General features: G+C 63.4%; 18 protein-coding genes. 7 read left to right on the top strand and 11 right to left on the bottom strand.

Annotated elements, in window-relative coordinates:
* Positions 1 to 26: 26 nt before the first annotated feature.
* Positions 27 to 1,745 (top strand): metallophosphoesterase family protein, encoded by a 1,719-nt coding sequence (locus G6P99_RS32745; RefSeq protein WP_245284605.1) that lies wholly within the window; start codon positions 27 to 29, stop codon positions 1,743 to 1,745.
* A gap of 90 nt (positions 1,746 to 1,835) precedes the next feature.
* Here G6P99_RS32745 and G6P99_RS32740 read toward each other — a convergent pair whose 3' ends face one another.
* Positions 1,836 to 2,870 (bottom strand): AI-2E family transporter, encoded by a 1,035-nt coding sequence (locus tag G6P99_RS32740; RefSeq protein WP_029080040.1) that lies wholly within the window; start codon positions 2,868 to 2,870, stop codon positions 1,836 to 1,838.
* Positions 2,871 to 3,128: 258 nt separating this feature from the next.
* Positions 3,129 to 4,664: an alpha/beta hydrolase gene (locus tag G6P99_RS32735; protein ID WP_029080039.1), complete on the bottom strand. Its 1,536-nt coding sequence runs from the start codon at positions 4,662 to 4,664 to the stop codon at positions 3,129 to 3,131.
* Positions 4,665 to 4,761: 97 nt separating this feature from the next.
* Here G6P99_RS32735 and mddA point away from each other — a divergent pair, with 97 nt between their 5' ends.
* Positions 4,762 to 5,526: a methanethiol S-methyltransferase gene (gene mddA / locus G6P99_RS32730; RefSeq protein ID WP_165124971.1), complete on the top strand. Its 765-nt coding sequence runs from the start codon at positions 4,762 to 4,764 to the stop codon at positions 5,524 to 5,526.
* A gap of 1 nt (position 5,527) precedes the next feature.
* Positions 5,528 to 6,514: an NADPH:quinone oxidoreductase family protein gene (locus tag G6P99_RS32725; protein WP_029080037.1), complete on the top strand. Its 987-nt coding sequence runs from the start codon at positions 5,528 to 5,530 to the stop codon at positions 6,512 to 6,514.
* 124 nt (positions 6,515 to 6,638) lie between these two features.
* Here the strand turns inward: G6P99_RS32725 and G6P99_RS32720 are convergent, their stop codons facing one another.
* Complete coding sequence (locus G6P99_RS32720) at positions 6,639 to 6,761, bottom strand: hypothetical protein (protein WP_256375154.1); 123 nt, start codon at positions 6,759 to 6,761, stop codon at positions 6,639 to 6,641.
* Positions 6,762 to 7,030: 269 nt separating this feature from the next.
* Here G6P99_RS32720 and G6P99_RS32715 point away from each other — a divergent pair, with 269 nt between their 5' ends.
* The gene (locus tag G6P99_RS32715) at positions 7,031 to 7,492 is read left to right on the top strand and encodes an invasion associated locus B family protein (RefSeq protein WP_246709680.1); all 462 of its coding nucleotides are present in this window, start codon (positions 7,031 to 7,033) and stop codon (positions 7,490 to 7,492) included.
* A 28-nt stretch (positions 7,493 to 7,520) separates the two neighbouring features.
* Here the strand turns inward: G6P99_RS32715 and G6P99_RS32710 are convergent, their stop codons facing one another.
* The 4 genes from G6P99_RS32710 to G6P99_RS32695 form a co-directional block, all read right to left on the bottom strand.
* Positions 7,521 to 7,985 (bottom strand): GNAT family N-acetyltransferase, encoded by a 465-nt coding sequence (locus G6P99_RS32710; protein ID WP_029080035.1) that lies wholly within the window; start codon positions 7,983 to 7,985, stop codon positions 7,521 to 7,523.
* Positions 7,986 to 8,154: 169 nt separating this feature from the next.
* A complete protein-coding gene (locus G6P99_RS32705) occupies positions 8,155 to 9,096 on the bottom strand; it encodes an aldo/keto reductase (protein ID WP_029080034.1) in 942 nt (313 codons plus the stop codon).
* 32 nt (positions 9,097 to 9,128) lie between these two features.
* Positions 9,129 to 10,622 (bottom strand): DHA2 family efflux MFS transporter permease subunit, encoded by a 1,494-nt coding sequence (locus G6P99_RS32700; RefSeq protein ID WP_029080033.1) that lies wholly within the window; start codon positions 10,620 to 10,622, stop codon positions 9,129 to 9,131.
* Complete coding sequence (locus tag G6P99_RS32695; RefSeq protein WP_246709679.1) at positions 10,619 to 11,848, bottom strand: HlyD family secretion protein; 1,230 nt, start codon at positions 11,846 to 11,848, stop codon at positions 10,619 to 10,621. The genes G6P99_RS32700 and G6P99_RS32695 overlap by 4 nt, the downstream gene beginning before the upstream one ends.
* A 142-nt stretch (positions 11,849 to 11,990) precedes the next feature.
* Here G6P99_RS32695 and G6P99_RS32690 point away from each other — a divergent pair, with 142 nt between their 5' ends.
* Complete coding sequence (locus tag G6P99_RS32690) at positions 11,991 to 12,632, top strand: TetR/AcrR family transcriptional regulator (RefSeq protein ID WP_029080031.1); 642 nt, start codon at positions 11,991 to 11,993, stop codon at positions 12,630 to 12,632.
* 793 nt (positions 12,633 to 13,425) lie between these two features.
* Here the strand turns inward: G6P99_RS32690 and G6P99_RS32685 are convergent.
* Together G6P99_RS32685 and G6P99_RS32680 are read right to left on the bottom strand one after the other, a co-directional pair.
* Positions 13,426 to 14,364 carry a GAF domain-containing protein gene (locus tag G6P99_RS32685; RefSeq protein WP_029080030.1) on the bottom strand — a complete coding sequence of 313 codons (939 nt, stop codon included), beginning with the start codon at positions 14,362 to 14,364 and terminating at the stop codon, positions 13,426 to 13,428.
* A gap of 112 nt (positions 14,365 to 14,476) precedes the next feature.
* A complete protein-coding gene (locus G6P99_RS32680) occupies positions 14,477 to 15,271 on the bottom strand; it encodes a class II aldolase/adducin family protein (protein ID WP_165124968.1) in 795 nt (264 codons plus the stop codon).
* Between the two features lie 188 nt (positions 15,272 to 15,459).
* Between G6P99_RS32680 and G6P99_RS32675 the strand changes: the two genes are divergently transcribed.
* The gene (locus G6P99_RS32675) at positions 15,460 to 16,956 is read left to right on the top strand and encodes a M81 family metallopeptidase (protein ID WP_029080028.1); all 1,497 of its coding nucleotides are present in this window, start codon (positions 15,460 to 15,462) and stop codon (positions 16,954 to 16,956) included.
* Positions 16,953 to 17,963 carry a glutathione S-transferase N-terminal domain-containing protein gene (locus tag G6P99_RS32670; RefSeq protein ID WP_029080027.1) on the top strand — a complete coding sequence of 337 codons (1,011 nt, stop codon included), beginning with the start codon at positions 16,953 to 16,955 and terminating at the stop codon, positions 17,961 to 17,963. The genes G6P99_RS32675 and G6P99_RS32670 overlap by 4 nt, the downstream gene beginning before the upstream one ends.
* Positions 17,964 to 17,996: 33 nt before the next feature.
* Here the strand turns inward: G6P99_RS32670 and G6P99_RS32665 are convergent, their stop codons facing one another.
* Positions 17,997 to 18,626 carry a 2-hydroxychromene-2-carboxylate isomerase gene (locus G6P99_RS32665; RefSeq protein WP_029080026.1) on the bottom strand — a complete coding sequence of 210 codons (630 nt, stop codon included), beginning with the start codon at positions 18,624 to 18,626 and terminating at the stop codon, positions 17,997 to 17,999.
* A 485-nt stretch (positions 18,627 to 19,111) separates the two neighbouring features.
* The gene (locus G6P99_RS32660) at positions 19,112 to 21,034 is read right to left on the bottom strand and encodes a flavin-containing monooxygenase (protein ID WP_029080025.1); all 1,923 of its coding nucleotides are present in this window, start codon (positions 21,032 to 21,034) and stop codon (positions 19,112 to 19,114) included.
* Between the last annotated feature and the right edge of the window lie 5 nt (positions 21,035 to 21,039).

Below are 21,039 nucleotides of genomic sequence, written 5' to 3'. Positions count from 1 at the left end.
CACCAATCCTACGGAGGGACGTCAGCGTGCTGCTTGACCCCCGCGACGGTGACTTTGAGGACGATGCCGCCAGTCCCGAACAGCGTTCGTTGTTCGCGATCGTGGGCAGCCTTCTCGTTGAGATCAGCCCGGCGAAGCTGTTATTCGCCTGGACGGTTTCGCTTCTGCTTCCGGGCGTGCTGCTCGGCCTTGCGCCGCTGGTCGCGTCCGCCTGGATTTCGGGCCTTTCCCAACACGTTCTTGCACTGTCCGAAGCGGGCGCCGTGTTGGCGCTCATTTTGATCGCGGCGTTAGGATGGCTCGGCGGGCGACCGCTGTTTCAAATCGCCGAAACCAGCTTCTGGTCACTTAACGCGCTCGCGGTCCAGCCGAGTTACGCGTTCGCGCGCGAGGCGCTGGGCCATCTGGCCGAGCTGTTCTGGCGCACCGGCGCAACTCCTGCCTCTCGCATGCGGCTGCGCCGCAGTTGCTCAGTCGGCGCTGGCCTGCTGCTCTCGGCAGGTGCGGCATTGATCGCGGTCCTGGCTTGGCCTGCCTCGCAATGGAAAGCGACCATCAATGACTTTGTTCTGATCCATCATCTTGTGGTGCCGACGTTCGCGAACGCCGTGGTGCTGGTGTCCTGCTATCTTGCGGTCGCATCACTGGTCTGGAGTGTGGCCGATGCCAGCATGGATCAACCGGCCGACCTTGCCGGGTTTGACGCGACGCCGTCAGGAGGGCGTGTCTGGCGCGTTGCGCATCTGTCCGATCTTCACGTGGTCAGCGAGCGATACGGCTTCCGCATCGAAAGCGGGACGGCCGGTCCGCGGGGAAACGAACGCTTCAATCGCGTGCTGGCTCAGCTTGCCGAAATTCACGCCGCTGATCCGCTCGACCATGTGTTGATCAGCGGCGATATGACGGATGCCGGCCGGCCCGGCGAATGGGCGGAATTTCTTGATGCATTGGCAGGTCATCCGGACCTTGCCGCACGCATCATCATGCTTCCGGGGAATCATGACGTTAACGTCGTGGATCGCGCCAATCCCGCGCGCCTCGACCTGCCGTTTAGCCCAAGCAAGCGGCTGCGGCAGATGCGTACGCTATCGGCAATCGCGGCCGTCCAGGGTGATCGCGTGCGCGTCATCGATGGTTCCGGCAAGCCATCGGCGACGCTGAACCAGGCGCTGGCGCCATCCCATGATCGGATAACGCAATTTGCGCAGCACGGGGGCGTGCGCCGCGCAGCGGCGCTCCGCGGCCTGTTCGATGATCAGTTTCCAATGATCGTGCCGCCGGACGGGGACGGCGGCCTCGGGATCGCCGTTCTCAACTCCAACGCCGAAACTCACTTCTCCTTCACCAACGCGCTCGGTTTGGTGTCGGAGGCGCAAACGCGGCGATTGGAGGCTGCGATCCGTCATTTCCCGACGGCGTACTGGACCATCGCGCTACACCATCACCTGATGGAATATCCCATGCCGGTGAAGACGTTCGCCGAGCGCATTGGGACGGCGTTGATCAACGGCAGTTGGTTTGTGCGCAGGTTGCAAAGGTTTTCCGATCGCTCGGTTGTGATGCACGGTCACCGTCATATCGATTGGATCGGTACATGTGGTGCGTCGAAGATCGTCTCGGCCCCGTCGCCGGTGATGGGGGCCGATGATGCAGTCAGCTATTTCTATATCCACAGAATGATGGTCGGGCCGGACCGGAAGCTCTGCCTCGCCGAGCCCGAGCGGGTGGAGATTTCCAAAGGCTAGAGCGTTTTCGAGCGAAGTGGATACCGGTTCGCGTGAAGAAAACGCGTCATAACAAGAATCTAGAGTCGTTCCGATTCTATCGGAACGGCTCTAGGCCGTTTTCGGCTTGTCTTCGTCTGATCCGCCGAAGAGATCGGCGATCCAGGCGGCCGGGGGATACTCGGCGCAGAAGGTCAGAATAGCGAGCGTGATCGGCACGCCGATGAAGGTCCCGAACAGGCCCCAAAGCGAGCTCCAGAAGAAGATCGCAAACAGAACCAGGAACGGCGAGATCGACAACGTCGAGCCGGCCACCCGGGGTTCGACATAGCTGCCGACCACGAACTGGATGACGTTGAGACAGGCGAACACACCAAACACCGAGGGCCAACTGTCGAACTGCGTCATGGCCAGCAGGGTGGGGAACAGCGTCGCGATGAAAGGGCCGATGAAAGGAATGTAGTTGAGGACAAAGGCGATCACGCCCCATTCGAACGCGAATGGCAGTCCGGTCACGGCAGCGAACAGGCCGACCAGCAGACCCGTGACCGCGCTCATTTGCGTCCGCACCAGCATATATTTGCGGAACTTCGCAGCCGTGGCTTTGCTGCCCTTGAGCAAGATGCGCGCAGCCGTGCGATTCTCCAGCCGCCCAATTCGTCGACCAGCGTCCTCGACCTCGAGAAGTCCCAGCACGACATAGACCAGCGCGATGAGCCAGAAACTCAACGTGGTGTTGATGCGGCCCGTGACATACTGCGTGGTGCGCAGCAGCCAGCCGACATTGAAATGCTCCGCCCAAAGGCCGGCGAATGAGACGCCGTGGCCGTCCAGCCAGATCACTGCGGCGTCGTAGAAGGCCTGATACCGCGCCGCGTCCGCCATCAAATTGCGCCCGACGCGGCCGAATCCCCATGCCGCCAGCGAGGCAAACGCGACGCAGGTTGCTGCCGTAACAACGACGGTAATGGCAAGCGCGAGGAGTTTCGGCAGCCACGACTGAAGCCGTTCCTGAACGGGCCAGACGATCGCAATGATGAACAGGGCGGCCGCAAGCGGGGCGAGCACACTGCGCGCCTGGGCCACCGCCGCAGTGACCAGCACCGCGGCGATGATGCCGGTCGTGATCTTCAACCCGCCACCCATCTCTGGATTCTCCCAGAACACAAAGATTGTCAGTCTGTCTCGCGGTGCGACCAGACCGGTGCCTCCGTCAAGCTGACGGAGACCTCGCGAGAGGTACGACCCATCGCAAGTGTGCCATGTTCCAACATATGCTGCCAGATGCGCAAGACGGCCGCGATCGCCAGGCGTGTGCAATTGAAATCAGAAGGGAAGATCAAACATTCAACCGTCTGCGCGCGGTGCGGATCGCCGGTCAGCGCTGCGGCTGCCCTGACAACACTACTCCGCGAGGTCGCCGACGAACTGCCTGACGCTGTCAAGCACCGCTTGCCGATCGCCGGCGAAAGCCCAGTGGTCGGCGCCGTCGAGCTCGACGAATCGCGCGTGTGGGATGTTGTCGGCGAGATGTCTCCCGGCACCGATGCGGACGGCTCGGTCGCCGCGGCGGTGCAGCACCAGGGTCGGAACGGTAACCCGCCCCAGAAGATGTCGCACATCCGTGTCGCGCAGCGTCTCCAGCACGCCCCTGATGGCGCCAGGGCTTGAGGCCGCACGAAGCAGGCCGGCCCACCAGGCCCTCGCCTTGGCATCGCCGGCCAGACTTGGCGCAAAAGTTTCGATGCCGGCAGGGCCGCCCCAGGCCGAAACGAGCTGCTGCAGCCACGCATCATACTGCTCGGCGTGCAACGCATGCGGATAGTCGGGCGCGGCACTTCCCTTCGCGAGCGAAGCGAACAGGATCAGTCCGGCGACGCGGTCGGGATGATCGGCGGCGAACCTGATGCAGGCCGGTCCGCCTTCGGATGCGCCGAACAGCACGACCCGGCGCGAGCCTGTGGCATCAAGCACGGTGCGAATGTCCTGCGCAGTTGCCTCGGCGTTGGGGGTGAACCCGACCCGGTCAGACAGGCCGACGCCACGGCGATCAAGCAGGACGAGACGGCCCATCGCCGCAAGCGAGGAAAGGAAGGCTCGGCACCTTGCGTCCTCCCAGACCCGTTCGACATGAGACACGAAGCCGGGCAGCATCAGAACGTCGGTAGGCCCTTTGCCATAGGTCTGGAATGCGAGATGCACGTTGCCTCCGCTGATATATTGCGTCGTCGGCGGTTCCGCGGCGCCGGCCTCGAGCAGCGCGTTGGTCTCGGCTTCGGGCGCCACGTCGAGTTCGTTGCGCAGACGCTGCGTCAGCGCCTTGAGCTGGCGCTCGGCCGCGGCCCGATCGCCGCTCAGGAGGAGATTGCGGATGAAGTGACGGGAATAGATTTCGCTGAGCGGATCGAGTGCCACCAGACGGCCGGCATGCGCGGCGGCGGAGGCGTAGTCGCCCGCCGCGTGCTTCTCCTGCACAACTCGCTCGAGCGCCTGGATCGCGCGGCCGCGCAAGGCCTCCCTTCGAAAGAACGCCCATTCGTCGAATTGAGGACAATCGCCGGGCGAGAAGCCGTCGAGGAAATCGGCTTGATAGAGACCGCAGGCGCGCTCGAACTCGCCGCGATCACAAGCCTGTTCAAACAGGCGTGAATCGATATCCAGTTTGATCCCCGCCGATAATCGAACTGTGGATCTGTCGGATGCGATGACATCGCCGAGCGTGAGCTGCAGGCGATGCAACAGCCGACGCAGCCGGGCTCTTACCACCTCGGCGGGGCTTTCCGGCCACAACATGGTCGCAATCGCATCGCGTCCGACCGGGCCTCTCGCCTCAGCCAGATAGACCAGCAGTGCAAGTCCCTTGCGCAGCGCCAACGGGCGCAGGCGGTCATCACAACGAACCTCCGGAAATCCGAGCGTCCGAACGCTGAACGAAGCCATACCGATGCGATCTTCGATGAAGGCGTCCGGGGACGCTCAGGGGACGCCGCGATGCTAGCACCGGGGGCATTGCGCCGCCACCTTCTGGAGAAACGTCATGACCGGACGCGCCGTTGCCCTCATCTATGGGCTCGCGAGCTACCTCGTCTTCTCGATTTCATTTGCCTATGCGTCGGCCTTTATCGGCAATTTTCTTGTCCCGGAGACGATCGATGTCGGACCGGAAAGCGGGTTAGCGCAGGCGCTCGCGATCGACGCGATTTTGCTCGGGATATTCGCGATCCAGCACAGCGTCATGGCGCGTCAGGGCTTCAAGCGCTGGTGGACGCGCATCGTCCCGGCTTCATGTGAGCGCAGCACCTATGTGCTGATCTCTAGCTTTCTGTTGATCCTGATCTTCTGGCAGTGGCGCCCGATCGTCGCGACAGTCTGGCGCGTCGAGGGCTGGCCGGAAGTAATGCTGACATCAATCTTCTGGATGGGCTGGGTGATCGCGCTGATGTCGACCTTCCAGATCGACCATTTCGAGCTGTTTGGATTGCGCCAGGTCGTCGACGCGCTGCGCGGAGCAGCCGATTGCATGCCAGCGTTCAAGACGCCGCTGTTGTACCGGCTGGTCCGTCACCCGCTGATGCTGGGTCTGCTGCTTGCTTTCTGGGCGACGCCGCACATGACCGCCGGGCATCTGTTGTTTGCCGTCGCGACCACCGGCTACATCCTTATTGGCGTCAGGCTCGAGGAACGGGACCTGGTTGCAACGTTCGGCGCCAGCTACGAGCAGTATCGCCAACGCGTTCCGATGCTGCTGCCGCGTCTTCCTGGCGGTGCCCCGATCGCTCCAGAAACCCGCCACGGAGGCTGATATGCGCGCTATTGTTTGCAAGGCCTTCAAAGGTATCGAAGACCTGAGCTTCACCGAGATCGCCGAACCGCGCCCGGCAGCAAACGAGGTTCTCGTCGATGTCCATGCCGCGTCCGTCAGCTACATGGACTATCTGATGAGTTGCGGCGGTTATCAGATGCGGCCGGCGCTTCCCTACGTCCCCGGCACGGACGCTGCCGGAATCGTGCTGGCTTGTGGTGACCGGGTCACGCGCTTCCGGCCCGGCGACCGTGTCAGTTGCGGAAACTGGTTCGGTGCATTTGCGGAGCGGATGGTTGCCAGGGAGAGCAGCGTCGCATTGCTGCCGGCCAACGTTGATTTCACCGTGGGGTCAACAGTGCTGCACACCTATCTCACGGCCTGGTACGCCCTGATTGAGCGGGCGCGCCTGCAGGCGGGCGAGACGGTGCTCGTGACGGGCGCTGCCGGCGGAGTCGGTCTCGCCTGCGTCGAGATGGCGCATTTGATGGGCGCGCGGGTCATTGCCGTCGTGGGCAGTGCTGCGAAGGCGGCCACGGTGCGCGCGCATGGCGCTGCCGAGATCGTCGACCATTCGCGCGAAGACGTGCGTGAACGTGTGAAGGCTCTTGCGGGGGACAAGGGCCTCGACATTTGCGTCGACAATGTCGGCGGTGCGCTGTTCGCCACCCTTGCAAGGTTTATGGGCTGGAACGGTCGGCTGCTCCCAATCGGATTCACCAGCGGCGAAATCCCGTCGCTCGCGATGAATCTGCCTCTGCTCAAGAACTATTCGGTGGTCGGCGTCTTTGTCGGCGCCTGGATGGAGCGTTGTCCGGAACAAGCGGCCCGCGCGACGGAAGCCGTCATGGCATGGGTCGGCGAGGGCAAGCTGCGTCCGCAGGTTGACCGGGTGCTTCCGCTCCAGTGTGCCGGTGAGGCGATGAGCCTGGTTGCGAACCGGCGCGCGATGGGGCGAATTGTGCTGCAGGTCAGACAAGACCTTTGACCGATCTCAGCGCGAACTTCGCAGAACGCGCAGCGCTAGCCACCAGGTCGCATCGGAGGTGGGAACGACGGGTATCGCTTCGCTCCCCCATCCGGGCTGTGCGCCGCGCGGTGCGGATCGCCGGTCAGCGCTGCGGCTTCCGCTGTTGCTTGTTCGAGGTCCTGGCTTCACGAGCAATCGCCCAAAAATACCAGCCGCAGAATGCAACGATCGCGACGATCACACTGGCGGCGATAATCTCTTGCATGTCTGCGGTTCTCCAAGTACACGTAGCACATCTACGTGGGAAATATGCCCACGTAGAGCCGGAATCGGTTTCGAGATGTATCGTGCTGGAGCGAATGCATGGTGAGAGTAAGCGCAGCGGACAGGCGTCTTCGGGCGGTCGTCGCTCTCGTCGTCATTGCCGGCATCGGTTCGGCGCAAGCCGCCCGAACTGCCGATAAATCGGATGCCAGCGGGGGCACCGTCTCCGTTCCGATCGAGACGCGGAGCCAGACCTCCGCGGCGGATGGCGTGGTCCGCCCCGTCCAGCTTCCCAAGGGCGCTTCCGCGATCAGCGAGACTTATGGAGACTGGATCGTCAAATGCCTGCTCGACGGCGGTGCAAAGCTGTGCACCCTTGGTCAGACACAACTCTCCAAGGAGACCAACCAGCAAATCTTCGCCATCGAACTGATTCCCAGGGACGGAAAGGCGGAAGGCAACATATTGATGCCGTTTGGGCTGACGCTCGACACCGGGGCCGTCGTCAAGCTTGACGGCAGGGATCTGGAGCAGACGCGCTTCTCCACATGCACGGCGCAAGGCTGTTTGCTTCCGGTATCATTTCCAACAGCTGTTACCGACACCATCAGCAAGGCCAAGACGCTCACAATTGCCGCTCAGAACATCAATGGCGGGCAGGCTGTCGTCTTCAATGTCCCCCTCAACGGCTTCGGCGCGGCGCTGGAGCGCACCATTCAGCTGGGGACCTGATCGACACGCGCGCTGCGCGCCGGCGCAGCTATAGCAATCCCCGATAGATCCCGGGCGCAGAGCCTTCGATGGCCACCGCGCCGACGGCTTTCGCATAGAATTCCGCCGGACCGACGCCACCGATGATGGCGTAGCCGAAGCCCTGGTGTTTCATGTCCTCGAGACAGGCGAACAGCAGCGCTTTGCCGATTCCGCCCTGCTGCGCCTTGGGCGCGACACCGGTCGGACCGAAGAAGTTGCGACAGGCCGCGTCGTGGCAGGCAAATCCCACGATCTTCTTTTGCTGGATCGCGATGAAGCAGGACACCGGCAGGCGGCTGAACGCGACCTCGGTTTCGCTGGCCCAAGCCTCGCTGAATGTCTCCCGCACCCAGGCCACGACCTCGTGCTTTTCGGGTGCAAGCGCACGGCGCATCACAATTCCGGCCTTAAGCAATCGATCGTAGGCGGGCCGGGAATCGGGCAAGGCATAGAGCTTGACGAGCATGTCCATCCGGCGACCTTAGTTGAAAACGCGCCCCGCAGGCAAATCACGCGAGGAGGGTTGGCAATGGCGCAATCCACCGGCTTTTGGCAAGATGCAGAGCGATTGGGCTCGACGAACCTTGCCATGGTCCGCACGAACGTCAGCGGCCGAGTTTCACAACTACGTCGAATCCGGTTCAGCGCGATCCGGGAATGAATCCGGGCACGCCGGTTTGCACCACCGAGTTGAACCGCACGTTTGTCGTGATGCGGTCGCGGATTTCCTGCAAGGCATCTTCGGGCAACGCCGAAATATCAAAATTCTCTCGGATGCGCTGAGGATTGGTCGAGGTGGTCAGGAAAGCGGTGCCGCGCTGCACGGCCCAGGCGAGGGCAACCTGCGCCGGCGTCTTGTGCACGCGGCGCGCGATGTCGGCAATGACCGCATCCTCCAGCACGTTTGGCTTCAGGGCATGTCCCAACGCGGCAAATGCCAGCAGCACGATGCCGTTCTGCCGGCAGAATTCGAGCAGCTCCCATTCGGGAAGATAAGGGTGCGACTCGACCTGCACCACGGCAGGCTTGATCCGTGCGACGGCAACGATCTCGCGCAGCTTCTCCAGCGTGATATCAGAGAGGCCGATCGCCTTGCAGTGGCCATCGTCCACCAGGCGTTCCATCGCCTGCCACGTCTCCACCAGCGTCACACCACGATCGTAGATCACCTGGCCGTGCTCGTCCCTTGGGTCCTGCTCGTCGCCGGGCTGAAAGGCAAAGGGTGTGTGGATCAGATAGCAATCAATATCGTCGAGTTGCAATCGCTGCCGGCTGGCATCGAAGGCAGGCTTGACCCGCTCCGGGCGGTGATTGGTGTTCCATAGCTTTGTGGTGACGAACAGTTCCTCGCGCCGAATCGTCCCGGCCTTCAAGGCGTCCTGTATCGCGTCGCCGACCGCTGTTTCATTGCGGTAGCGTTCCGCTGCATCGAGATGTCGGAATCCGGCCTCCAGTGCGGTCTTCGTTGCTTGCATGGTTGCGAGAGGATCCGGGATCAGGGTGCCAAACCCGACCGCCGGAATCGCGCCAGCGCCGTGGTTGAGGGGAATCCGGGTATCGCGGAGCGTACTGGACGTTGTCATGCTTATACTCCTTCTTTTGATGTAGCACGGGATCAGTTGGCCGGTCGTGGTTTCCGGAGGAACAGCACCAGCGGACTGACAACCAACATGGCGAACATCAAGATCTCGAACTGGCCGATCACCGCGACCACGGCGGCTTGCTGGGTCACCAGTCCGTTGAGCGCGGCAAGACCTGGCGCCGTGATTGAGCCTGCGACATGCGCAGCGGCCCGATACGGCGCAAGGTCTCTCGCGAGCGCGGCATGCATGGCTTGCGTGTTGTTGTAGAAGAAGATCTGAACCACTGCGATGCCGATTGTGCTGCCATAGAGCCGCGACAGGTTGAGCAATGCGCTGCCTTCCGGGCGCAGCTTCGGATCGAGTGTGCCGAACGCCGCCTTGCCGAGCGCCGAAATCAGCATACCGAGCCCGGCACCCTGGAGAACGCCGGTCTGGACCACCGCTCGCCAGTCCATCGCGGGCGAATAGCCGAGCATCATCCAATTGGCATAGACGACTAGAGCCATTCCACCGAGCATGAACGGTCGGTAGTCGATCTGGGCCGGAACCAGGCTCGTCATCACGACTGTCCCCACCAGCGTCACGCCGCGGGGGATGGTCATGAAGCCGGTGGTGTCGACCGGATAGTTGAGCAATTCCTCCAGCATCGGGGAGGTCAAGGCCAGGGTCGGCAGCAGCACGAAGCCAAGCGCAAACGAAATCACCGCCGAGAGCACGAGGTTGCGGTCCTTGAACAGCGCCGTACGGAGAAAATGCGCCTTCGTCGTCAGCACGTGCACGATAAAAAGATAAAATCCCAGCACCGAAGCCCCTGCTTCGATCCAGATCTCCGTTGAGGCGAACCATTCCAGGCGCTCACTGCGGTCGAGAATCATTTGCAGACCGATCATGCCGAGGGAGAAGGTCGCGAGGCCGAAGAAATCAAAGGGCTTGAAGCGCTCGGCCCGCTTCTCGCGGAGCAACAGCGCCGTCGCCAGAAAGATGAAGGCGGTCACCGGCAGGCTGACATAGAAGATCGATCGCCAGCCGTAATATTCGCTGAGCCAGCCGCCGATTCCTGGCCCGCTGCTGATCCCGACCAGGAAGCACAACGACCACATCAGGTTGATCCGGGCGTGCTGCGTCGGCGGCCGTGTCTCAAGCAGCATCGCCAGCGAGAGAGGGGCGAGCGGCCCGCTCGCCGCACCCTGGAGGATCCTGGCGAGCACGAACTGCACCGAAGTCGTCGCTATCGTATCAAGCAGGAGCCCGAGCGCGAAGACGGCGAGCGAGATTAGATAGACGGTCTTTCTGCCATATCGCCCGGCGAGCCAGTTCGCCACCGACATTACCACGGCGCTCGCGGCGATATAGGAGGAGAACACCCAGCCGACCTCGTCGGTGGCCATCGATAGGGCACCCTGGATATGGGGTAGGGCGGCATTCGGCAGGGAGATGTTAACGGCCTGCATGTAGGTCGCTGTGAGCGCCGCCAGCGAGAGCGCGCGATGGTCCTCGTCCGCGGCAGACGGGAGGGCGGTGCTCATTTTGCCTCCGTCGCGTTGGCAAGTTGGAGTGGATGGTGCCAGGCGCGGCGATAGCCGGTGTCAACCCGCGCCGTCACGCTGATGCCGGAATAGAGCGGCCGGTTCGGATCGACGTCGTCGAGCTCGAGGCGAACCGGGAGGCGTTGCACGACCTTGACCCAATTGCCGGTCGCGTTTTCAGGCGGCAGCACCGAGAAATCCGAACCGGTACCCGGGCCCATGCTGACGATGTGCGCCTTGAAGGTGCGATCCGGATAGGTATCGACGTCGATCGTCGCCTGCTGGCCCGGGCGCATGTGGGTCAGGCTCGTTTCGCGAAAGTTCGCCTCGATCCAGACGTGCCGGCTCGACAGCAGCGAAAACACCGGTGCGCCGGAATTGACGAAACCGCCGATCTGCAGGTCGTCGACCCTGGTCACGACGCCGTCGTCGGGTGCCGTCACCGTCGCGTAGGAGAGATCGAGTTTCGCACGGTCGAGCTGGGCCTTGGCTGCACGAACCGTCGGATGGCGATCGATCGTGATGTCGGCGTCGCCGTCCAGCGCCGCCACGGTGTTGGCGATTTGCTGTTCGATCGATGCGACGCGCTGGCGGGCGACTTTAAGATCGGTCTCTGCGCGCTCGTAGACCGCGCGCGGCGTGAAGTCGGAGCTGACCAGCGCTTTCTTGCGGTCGTATTCGTGCTCGTCAAAGGCCGCGGTATCCCGGGCTGACTGCAATTCGGCCTGTTGCTGGCGATAGGTTGCCTTCAACGCGTCGATCTGGAGGCGTGCGCTGCCGAGCCGCGCTTCCGCCTGATCGACCGCGATCTGATACGGCTCCGGATCGATCCGGAACAGGACCTCGCCCTGGCGGACGCGCTGATTGTCGTGAACGGCGATTTCAACCGCCTGACCCGAGACGCGGGCATTGACGGTCATCTTCGCCGCGCGAACGAACGCATTGTCGGTGGAGACGTAGGGCTCCTCGGCGAAGTACACGGCGGCGCCCCATGCGGCCGCGAGAAGTGGCACTGCGACTATCAGCGGCCGCCGCAGCCGCTCCCCGACGCTCCAGCCGGCCGCCACGGCCGCTCGGTCGGACGCCGAACGCCCGACCTCGCCGTCGAACTGCGCCTCGACGGTACCTGCCGCCGCAGCGCTTACCAATTGCGTCGACGCCGACTTTGCGCGGAACGCCTTCTGGTCGCCCATCCAGCCGCCGAACAGCGAAAAAACGAAACGCATCGCAGAACCCTTCCCGGACTTAATTTTATAACGTATCTTACAAAATAGATCGGGGTGGGGTGACGTCAAGGGTTCCCGGGTTGATTTTTGTAACGATGTATACAAATATGGGGAAGATGCAGCAAACAGGGTGCTTTACGCTATGGCAGGAAAAAACAGCCAGCCAGGTCCGGCCCGCCGGGGGCGGCCGAAGGCCTATGACGCGCAGGCCGCGCTGAAGCAGGCGACGGAAGCCTTCTGGCGGACCGGTTACTCCGGCACCTCGCTGGACAGCATTGCCGCCGCGACCGGAATGAATCCGCCGAGCCTTTACGCGGCTTTCGGCAACAAGCACGCCCTCTATCTCGAGGCGCTCGACCGCTATTGGCAGATCAGCCTGGCGGCTACGCGCGAGGCGCTGGCGGGGGACCGCCCGCTGGCCGAGGCATTGGTGCTGGCCTACGATGCGGCCCTTTCGATCTATTTTTCGGGCCGGGGCAGCGCGCGCGGCTGCTTCGTGCTCGGGACCGCCGTCGTCGAATCGGTCGAAGATACCGCGATCCGGAGCAATGTGGCGCGCGGCCTCCGCGCGATCGACGCTGACTTCGAAGCGCGCTTTCTTGCCGCGCGCGAGCGGGGAGAACTCAAACCTGACGCCGATCCCGCAGCGCTCGCGATCCTCGCGTCAGCCACGATGCACAGCATCGCGATCCGTGCCCGTGCCGGCGCTCGTCGCGCCGAACTGCGGGAGGTTGCGCGGAAAGCCGTGAGCGTGATCTGCCGAAATCCGGTCGAGGCAAGCTGAGCGGGGTCGCACGAGCGTCTTGTTGCGTACCCGGGACGGCTCCGCTGCACGAGCGATCGAGATCAGGCCCCTGCGACAAATCAACCCGACGGGCAAATCGGCGCTTCCGTCGTCGGGCAACTCGGTGGTCCAATTCCGCCCGTCTCACCCGATCGAGGGGCGCTTCGCGGTCGTCACGAACGCGGTGTGGGATGCGGTGGACGCTGATTGCGCGACTGACGAGTGCGCATGAGGCGGACGGTGAAGTCGTTTGGTCCTGACGCCCTGGTGGCCGGTGTCCTCTAGCAAACGCGAACGCGCGTTTTGCGAAGGCGGTGACAAGCAAGCCCAGTCTCGCCGGGGAGAGCACGAAGTAAGCCGTAAAACCATCGCGCAGGGAAAGCCGGACTGCTCCGGTTACACCTGTGGTCCTACCCCCGAGCTTTCTACCCTTTGCTCGGGGCCCATGGGTGCGATCGGCACCCGGCTTTCCCTGCGCCCTCTGTTCGGGAGGGCGGAATGAGATGCAAGACTCGGACGATTCTTGTCGCGAGAATACGATGCTGCGTGCCCATCCAAAGCTGTCATCGCCCGGCTCGACCGGGCGATCCAGTACGCCGCGGCCTCTCGATTCAAGCACCGACGTCTCTGGAATACTGGATCACCCGCATGCGCGGGTGATGACACCGAACAAGCTGTTTGACAGTGGAATCAAAAAGCCAATTCCGTCATCCTTCGAGGTTCGCTCCGCTCGCGCCTCGGGATGACGGTGATGGAGCTATATCCAGGCGATGACGAACGTCCCTTCCGGCCCCTAAAGATACCAGGCCAGCACGGCCTTGAGCCGGGCGTTCTCGATCACCGGCAGCGCGACCACCTGGTTCATGCCGGAGGCGCGCGCCAGTGCGGCCGCAATCGATTGATCCTGCTTCAGATGTTCGGTGAGCGCGGGCATGCCGGTTGCCCATACACCGCCGATAGAGCCTTCGCCGCGGCGGATCGTCTTTGCCGCGTAGAGCGTGGCGAGGTCGGACTGCTCGCTGCAATCGCCGGAGTCGAACAGCAGCGCCGACCGCGCTTCGTTCGGCACCCAGATCTCGAACCGGCGTGCGATCGGCGTCGCCTGGGCCGACAGGAATGTCACCACCCAGGTCTGGTCGCCGGTCGTGTAAGGGATGCCGACGCCGCAATTGATGCCGATCTCGGATGCCTCCTCCCCGCGCAGAAATCCCTTGGCATTGTGCAGCTCCTTGATGATCAGCGGCATGCCGGCCTTCCAGGTCCGGCCGGGCAGGCCGAAGCCGCGCGGAAATTTGGTGTGGCGCGAGTTGAACTCGAACATGTCGGCGGTGCCGTAGTAGCCGTCGACCAGCGCCATCTCGTGGGATCTGTCGGGATCGTTGTGCCAAAGCTCGATCGCGCCGACATGCTTCCTGTCGTCGCCGCAAAGCAGCACCATCACCGCCATCAGGAATTCGCCGGCGAACACCGGAAGCGCGACGCCGCAGGTCAGGCCGGCCTCGCGCGCCTCGTCGGTTCGCTTGAAATAGGAGTTGGCGAATTCGGTCAGGATGACCGGATGGCCGCTCGCCCAGGCCTTGCCGGGAAGGCCCTCGTCATAGGCGAACAGCGCGTTCTCGCTGACCGCGTTGAACTCCGTGAACTCGCCGCTGTGGAGGCTGCCGCCGAATTCCAGCCGCGTCCGGGTTTTATCGGGCACCCACAGTTCAACAACGCGAATGAAGGTCTTCATCGCACGCACCTGCCGCCTCGCCGACGGCTAGCATCGGCGATCTCATGGCAAAACGTGCGCTCAAATAGCGGGCAAGCGACGCCCAAAGTTGATGCGAAGGCGCGATTTCGCCTCAGTCCCGGTACGACGGATCGGCGCGATCGAGCTTGCGCAGCAGAGCAGGCCAGGCGAGCTCGCCGTTGCGCGCGGCGCGGCCGGGCTTCGGCTGCATCCGCTCATAGGTGTCCTCGAGGATGTTTTGCGGCGGATAGATCAGCTTGGTGTTGCAGGACAGCGCCATCACCTGGGTCTGGCAGGCGCGCTCGAGCCGGAACAGCACGTTGAAGGGGGCGGGCACGGTGCGGCCGACGACCAGCAGGCCATGATTGCGCAGGATCATCGCCTCGTTGTCGCCGAGGTCGCGGACCAGGCGTTCGCGCTCGTCGACATTGTCGGCGATGCCTTCGAAGTCGTGATAGGCGATGTGCAGGAAGCGCATCGAGGTCTGCGCGAGCGGCAGCAGGCCGCATTCCATCGCGGAAACCGCCATGCCGGCCGGGGTGTGGGTGTGCGCGACGCAGTCCATGTCGTGCTTGGCCATGTGGATGGCGCTGTGAATGACGAAGCCGGCGACGTTGACGTCATAGTCGGTGGCGTTGAGCAGCGTGTTGCCCTCGACATCGACCTTGATCAGGCTGGAGGCGTCGATCTCCTCATACAGCATGCCGTAGGCGTTGATCAGGAACTGGTTGGTGGTGCCGGGCACCCGGCAGGAGATGTGGTTTGCGATCATCTCGGTCATGCCGTACATCGCCGTCAGCCGATAGCAGGCGGCGAGATCGACGCGGGCCTGCCACTCCTCGGCGCTCACCTGCTCGCGAACCGATTTGACGACCTTGATCGCGGGCGAGCTGACGGGGGGATTCATGGCGTTCTCTCCTTGAGACATCTGCGGGCCCGCGGCCCGATTGTTGGCGTGGACCATAGCAGAATCGGCGCGGCGGCAAGCTGTGGCGCGTCTGCGTATTTGCAGGGCTGGCGGGCAAAAACCGAATGCGGCATTGGCGCGCCGCGCCTTCGATGTCAGGATACGGAAAAACAGCCGAGGCGCGCAAAATGAGCGAACGCAAGATACGTATCGCCGTCCTGCATTTCTCCCACGAAACCGTCTCGTTCCTGCCGAACGAGACCACATTCGACGACTTCATCTATCCGGGCTCGCCGGCGAGCGGCGAGGCGCTGCTGCAGCTCGATCCCAAGAACTACATGGGCGGCTTCGTGCAGGTGGCGCGCGAATTCTCCGAGGTCGAACTGGTCGGTATCGAATCTCCGCTCTGGCCGAAGACCGGTACCGGATCGGGCTGGATCACCGAGGGCGCCTATCGCACCTTCGTCGACAAGATGATCGCGGGACTGAAGGACGAGGCTCCGTTCGACGGTGTCTATCTGTGTCTGCACGGCGCCATGGCCGTGCGTGGCGTGCCGCGGCCGGAGGCCGATCTGGCGCGGCAGGTGCGCGAGGTGGTCGGCCGTTCCGCCTTCATCGCAGCAACCTTCGACCTTCACGGCAATGAGGACGAGGCGTTCCTCGAACAGGCGGACATGGCGTTCACCGTCAAATATTTCCCGCACTATGACGCCCATCTGCAGGGCGAGCGGGCGGCGCGTATGCTGGTGCGGGCGATCCGCGGTGATTACAAGCCAACGCACCGGACCATCAAGGTTCCCGTGATCTCGCCCACCGTGCTGCAATGGACCGGGGCGCGGCCGTGGATGGATCTCGTGCAGCGTGCGCTGGTCTGGGAGGCTCGCGAGGTCGACCTCTACGTCAACATCTTCTTCGGCTTCCCGTTCGCCGATGTTCCCGACGTCGGCATGACCGTGCAGGTCCTGACCAATGACAATCCAAAACTCGCCGAGCAGGTCGCGCGGGACCTCGCCGGCACGATCTGGCGGCTGCGCGAGGCGCTGCTGCAATCGACCAGGCTGCACAGCATCACCGAGGGCGTCACACTGGCCAAGCAGGCGGTTGCCGACGGCAACACGCCGGTGGTGCTGGCCGATCACAGCGACCGCTCGGGATCGGCGACCTGGCTGCTGCGCGAGATCATCGCGCAGGACCTTGCCAACACAGTAATCGCGACCATAGCGGATAGCAGGGCGACCGCAGCGCTGAAGGCCGCCGGCGCCAAGGCCGGCGATGCCTTCGACATGGCGATCGGCGGCCGCGCCGACGAGTCGGCGGGCGATCCGGTTCGTATTCAGGGCACCATCTCGGCTGCGGGCGAGGGGTACGGGCAGTTCTGGGTCTGCGTGCGCTTCGGGCGCAACAATGTGCTGGTCCTCTCCACCTATCTGGTGCAGGTCATGGAGCCGTTCTCGCTGAAGGCGCTGGTCCCCGACATCGGCACGTTTGATGTGATGGCGATCAAGTCGCGGGTCCACTTCCGCCGCGGTTTTGACGACAACGGCTTTGCCAAGACGATCCTGCTGGTCGAGCCCGACGAGCCGTTCCTCGGCACGACGCGTCTCGACAAGTTGCCTTACAAGAACGTCGATCTGGCGCAGTTCTATCCGTACGGCAATCCGACGTTCTCGGAGGCGTCGTCATGACCGAGGGGCGCTATCGCCTGATCGGATCGACCGCGTCGCCCTATGCGATCAAGCTGCGTGCGCTGCTGCGTTACCGGCGGATTCCGCACGACTGGGTGATCATGACCAAGGCCCTGCGCGCGGCGACCGCGCATTTGAAGCCGATGCTGATCCCGGTGCTGCAATATCCCGACGGCAGCTATCGCGGCGAGACCACGACGCTCGCCTACGACCTCGAAGCGCGCCACCAGGGGCGCTCGGTCATCCCGGAGGATAAGGCCGTCGCGTTCGTCTGCGACCTGCTTGAGGACCTCGCCGACGAATGGGCGGTGAAGCCGCTGTTTCTCTATCGCTGGTGGGATCCGGAAGATCAGGCCTATGTGTCGCGCTGGGCCAGCGAGGAATGGTCGACGTCGGACGCCGCGGCCGGCAGCCGCGAGGAGATCGAGCAGTTCCGGCAGCGGCAGATTTCGCGCATGGTCATTCTCGGCGCGACCGACGAGAACAGGCCGCTGCTGGAGGAGAGTTATCGCCGGACCCTCGCGGCGTTCGAGCCGCATGTCGGCATGACGAACTATCTGTTCGGCAGCCGGCCGTCGCTGGCGGATTTTGCCTGCTTCGGCCAGCTCAGCGAGATGGCGACCGACCCGACCCCGATGCGGATCATGCGCGAGCGGGCTCCGTTCACCGATCACTGGGTGCGGCGGCTCGATGACGCGTCCGGCGTCGAGGGCAAATGGTATCCGCGCGAGCAGGCGCTCGGCGGGTTCGCCGAGGCGCTGCTGCGGATCGCGGGCGAACTCTATCTGCCGTTCCTGGCGGCCAATGCGGATGCGTTCACGAAAGGACTCGATCGGCTCGAGATCAACGTTTGGGGGCTGCCTTACGCGCTGGCGCCGTTCAAATATCAGGTCAAATGCTTGCAGCAGCTGCGCGAAAAGTTCGCCGCGCTCGATGCCGGCGATCGCGCCGCATTGAAGCCCGTGCTGGAACGCACGGGATGTTGGGCCATCCTGGATGGAGGCTGATCGATCAGGAGACAGATTCGAAGTAGTGGATGCCTAGGTCCGGTGCCTGCTCCCGAGGGCATTCGCGATGGTCTCCGGCCGCTTGATCCGTTCGATCAGCATGTCGATGCGGTCGCCGCCCCAGAACAGCTCGCCGTTGAACACCATGCTGGGTACGCCGAACACGCCGAGCGCTTCCGCCTCGTCGATGATGCGATCGTGCTCCGCACGGGCAGGGCCGCCGACATAGGCCTCGAACGCCTCAGCGGAGCCGCCAACCGCGGCAATCACGCCGGAAATCTCCGACAGCTCGTCGATCTCCAGCTCATGGTTCCAGAACCTCCGGAACACCGTGTCGTGATAGGGCCGGAACAGCCCGTGACGCTGCGCGAACAGCATCCCGGCGCTGGCGTAGAACGCGTCGTAGATCCGGCGCGGGCCCTTCATGGTGAGCCCCTGCGCATTGGCGAACCGCCGCGCATCCATGTAAGCGTAGCGCACCTTGCGCCAGAAGTGCGGCGTGCGCGCCTCCACCGTGCCCATGAACTCGGGAATGCGCAGCGTGTAGGGCAGCCATTCGAGTTCGACGCCGCAGCTCTCCTCGAGTTCGAACAGCCGCCTGTTGGCGACATAGGCGTAGGGAGACTTGTAGTCGGTGTAGATTCGCACAAGCGGCTTTTCCATCAGCGTTCCTCATCCCGTCACGACAATTGTTCCCGATCCAGGACGGGGGCGCAATGCGGTGCGGGCAAACGAATGGGCCCCGGTGCATTCAAGCATCGCGGGGCCCTGCTACTTCGTTTTAGCGAAGGATCTCTGGTGTAGACCAGTGGTGATTCTGGACCTAAAAGCGCTTGGCCTTTGCGCTCTCGTCCTGCGGATATGTTCAGATTGTCGGCGGCACACGCGGCTAGCAGCTGCTGTTCGCCTCACGTGCACCGAGACCTTGCCGAGCAAGGTCGCTGGCTTTCGCCGGTGGCGTCATGCTCCTCTCCAAGGGTGGGCCGACGGACATCTGTCCGCTTTTGCTGCCTGGCGGCCGATCCCATAATCGTCCGTCAATTCCTGCGACGCGGGGAGCAGGCGCTCCCGCACCCCAACAGGTGCAGTCAGCGAAATGCTGCGGCAGTTATGGTCATCTGTCAAGTTAACGAGAGGGGTAATTCAGGTCAGGCGTCCTGTCGCGACTTGGTCTGGCGATACTGCGTGAAGTCCGCATCATGCGTCATTTTCCAGTAGTCGACGAACCGCCACGGCATCGCAGAGAACACGCGGCCGCTTCTGTTGCGGTAGTAGGTCGTCATGCCCGGATGCGTCCAGATCAATTGCTCATGCTCGGCATCGACCTCGCGGATGTATCGATCATGCGCATCGGGATGCACGTCGATCGCAGCGATGCCGTTCTCGATCATCTCGACGAGGCACGCGGAGATGTAGCGGCTCTGGCACTCCGACTGGAAGATCACGCTGCCGCCATGCGCAGGTCCCGAATTGGGCCCGAGCATCAGGAAGAGGTTGGGGAAGTCAGGCACGGTGAGACCGAGATATGCGGTCGGATTGTCGTGGTCCCACGCCTGCCTGAGAGTCTTGCCGTCGCGTCCCGTGATGTTGAGACGTGCCGCCATCTCGGAGACCTTGAAACCGGTCGAGATCACGATGACGTCGTGCTGCCGCGATTTGCCGTCGGCGGTGACGATTCCTTCTGCAGCGAAATGGTCGATCTTGTCGGTGACGAGTTCGACATTCGGCCTGGTCAGGGTCTTGAACCAGTTGTTGTCGAGCAGGATGCGCTTGCCGTAGGGCGGATAGGTCGGCATGCACTTGTCGATCAGGTCGGGGCGATCCTTCAGCTCGGACAGGATGAAGTCGGCCAGTTCCTGGCGATGCCGATCGTTGCCCTTGTTGACGGCGCGGTCCGGATGCGGCCAGGCCGGGTCCTTGCGCAGGAATAGCAGCAATCCGTCGCCGTAACGCCAGAACATGTTGAAGCGATACCACTGCACATAGAACGGCAGATGGGCGAGCAGCCACTGCGCGCCTTCGGTGATCGGATCGGAATAGCCCTTCACCGGCCGCGCCCACTGCGCGGTGCGCTGGTAGACGGTCACCGAGGCGACTCGGTCGGCGATGGAAGGCACCAGCTGCATCGCGGTGGCGCCGGTGCCGATCACGGCGACATGCTTGCCGTCGAGCTTGATGTCGTCGGACCACAGCGCCGAATGAACCTTCAACCCGTTGAAATCCTCGTCTCCCTCAAAGCGAGCGGGCAAGGGATCATTGAGTTGCCCGATCGCGCTGACCAGCGCGGTGGACTCGAACGTCTCCTCGCCGCTCGCAGTCTTCAGGGTCGAGATCCAGCGCCGCCTGGCTTCGTCCCAGTAGGAGGCAACGAGCTCGGTGCTGAGACGGACGTGCTTGCGGATGTCGTATTCGCGCACGACCTTGAGCAGGTAGTCGAGCAATTCCTGGCGTTGCGCGAAATAACGGGTCCACGGATTGCGGGCGCCGAACGAGAAGGAATAGGAGTGGTTCGGCGTATCGACGCCGCAGCCGGGGTAGCGGTTGACGTACCAAGTGCCGCCGATCTCGTCCTGCTTCTCGACGATCGTATAGGGAATGCCGAGCCGGCCGAGCGCAACGCCAAGCGCGATCGCGCAGACGCCGGCACCGACGATCAGCACATGCTGTTGCGCCAGCCGCCCGTCGGAGGGCCGCTCGCGCCAGCGCGCATCGCGCGGGGTGAAAGCCATCTCCTCGCGCATCAGCGGCGCGTATTCCGGTGCGACGTTCTCGCCGAGCGTGGCGCGCATCATCCGCAGCATCAACTCGTTGCCGGGATCGGTGATGACGGGCTTCGGCGTGCCGTTCGCGAACAGGTTCAGGACGGCCGCGCGGATCTCGTCCTGGATCTCCTTAGGCACGCCGGCATCCGGATCGGGGATCAGGCGGACGTCGCGCTTCGGCTTGTAGGGCGGCTCCAGCCACTTCTGGTCGCCGGTCAGGTGCACGAGCACCATCAGCAGCACGCGGATGTCGCCCTCGGCGATGGCGGAGGACAGATCGAGATGTTTGCGCGGAAGCTCGATGTTCATGCGTT

Source organism: Bradyrhizobium sp. 6(2017) (assembly GCF_011058295.2).
Classification (GTDB): Bacteria; Pseudomonadota; Alphaproteobacteria; order Rhizobiales; family Xanthobacteraceae; genus Bradyrhizobium; species Bradyrhizobium septentrionale.
The sequence above is the reverse complement of the archived record's forward strand: the minus strand, read 5'-3'. Positions and strand labels throughout refer to the sequence as shown.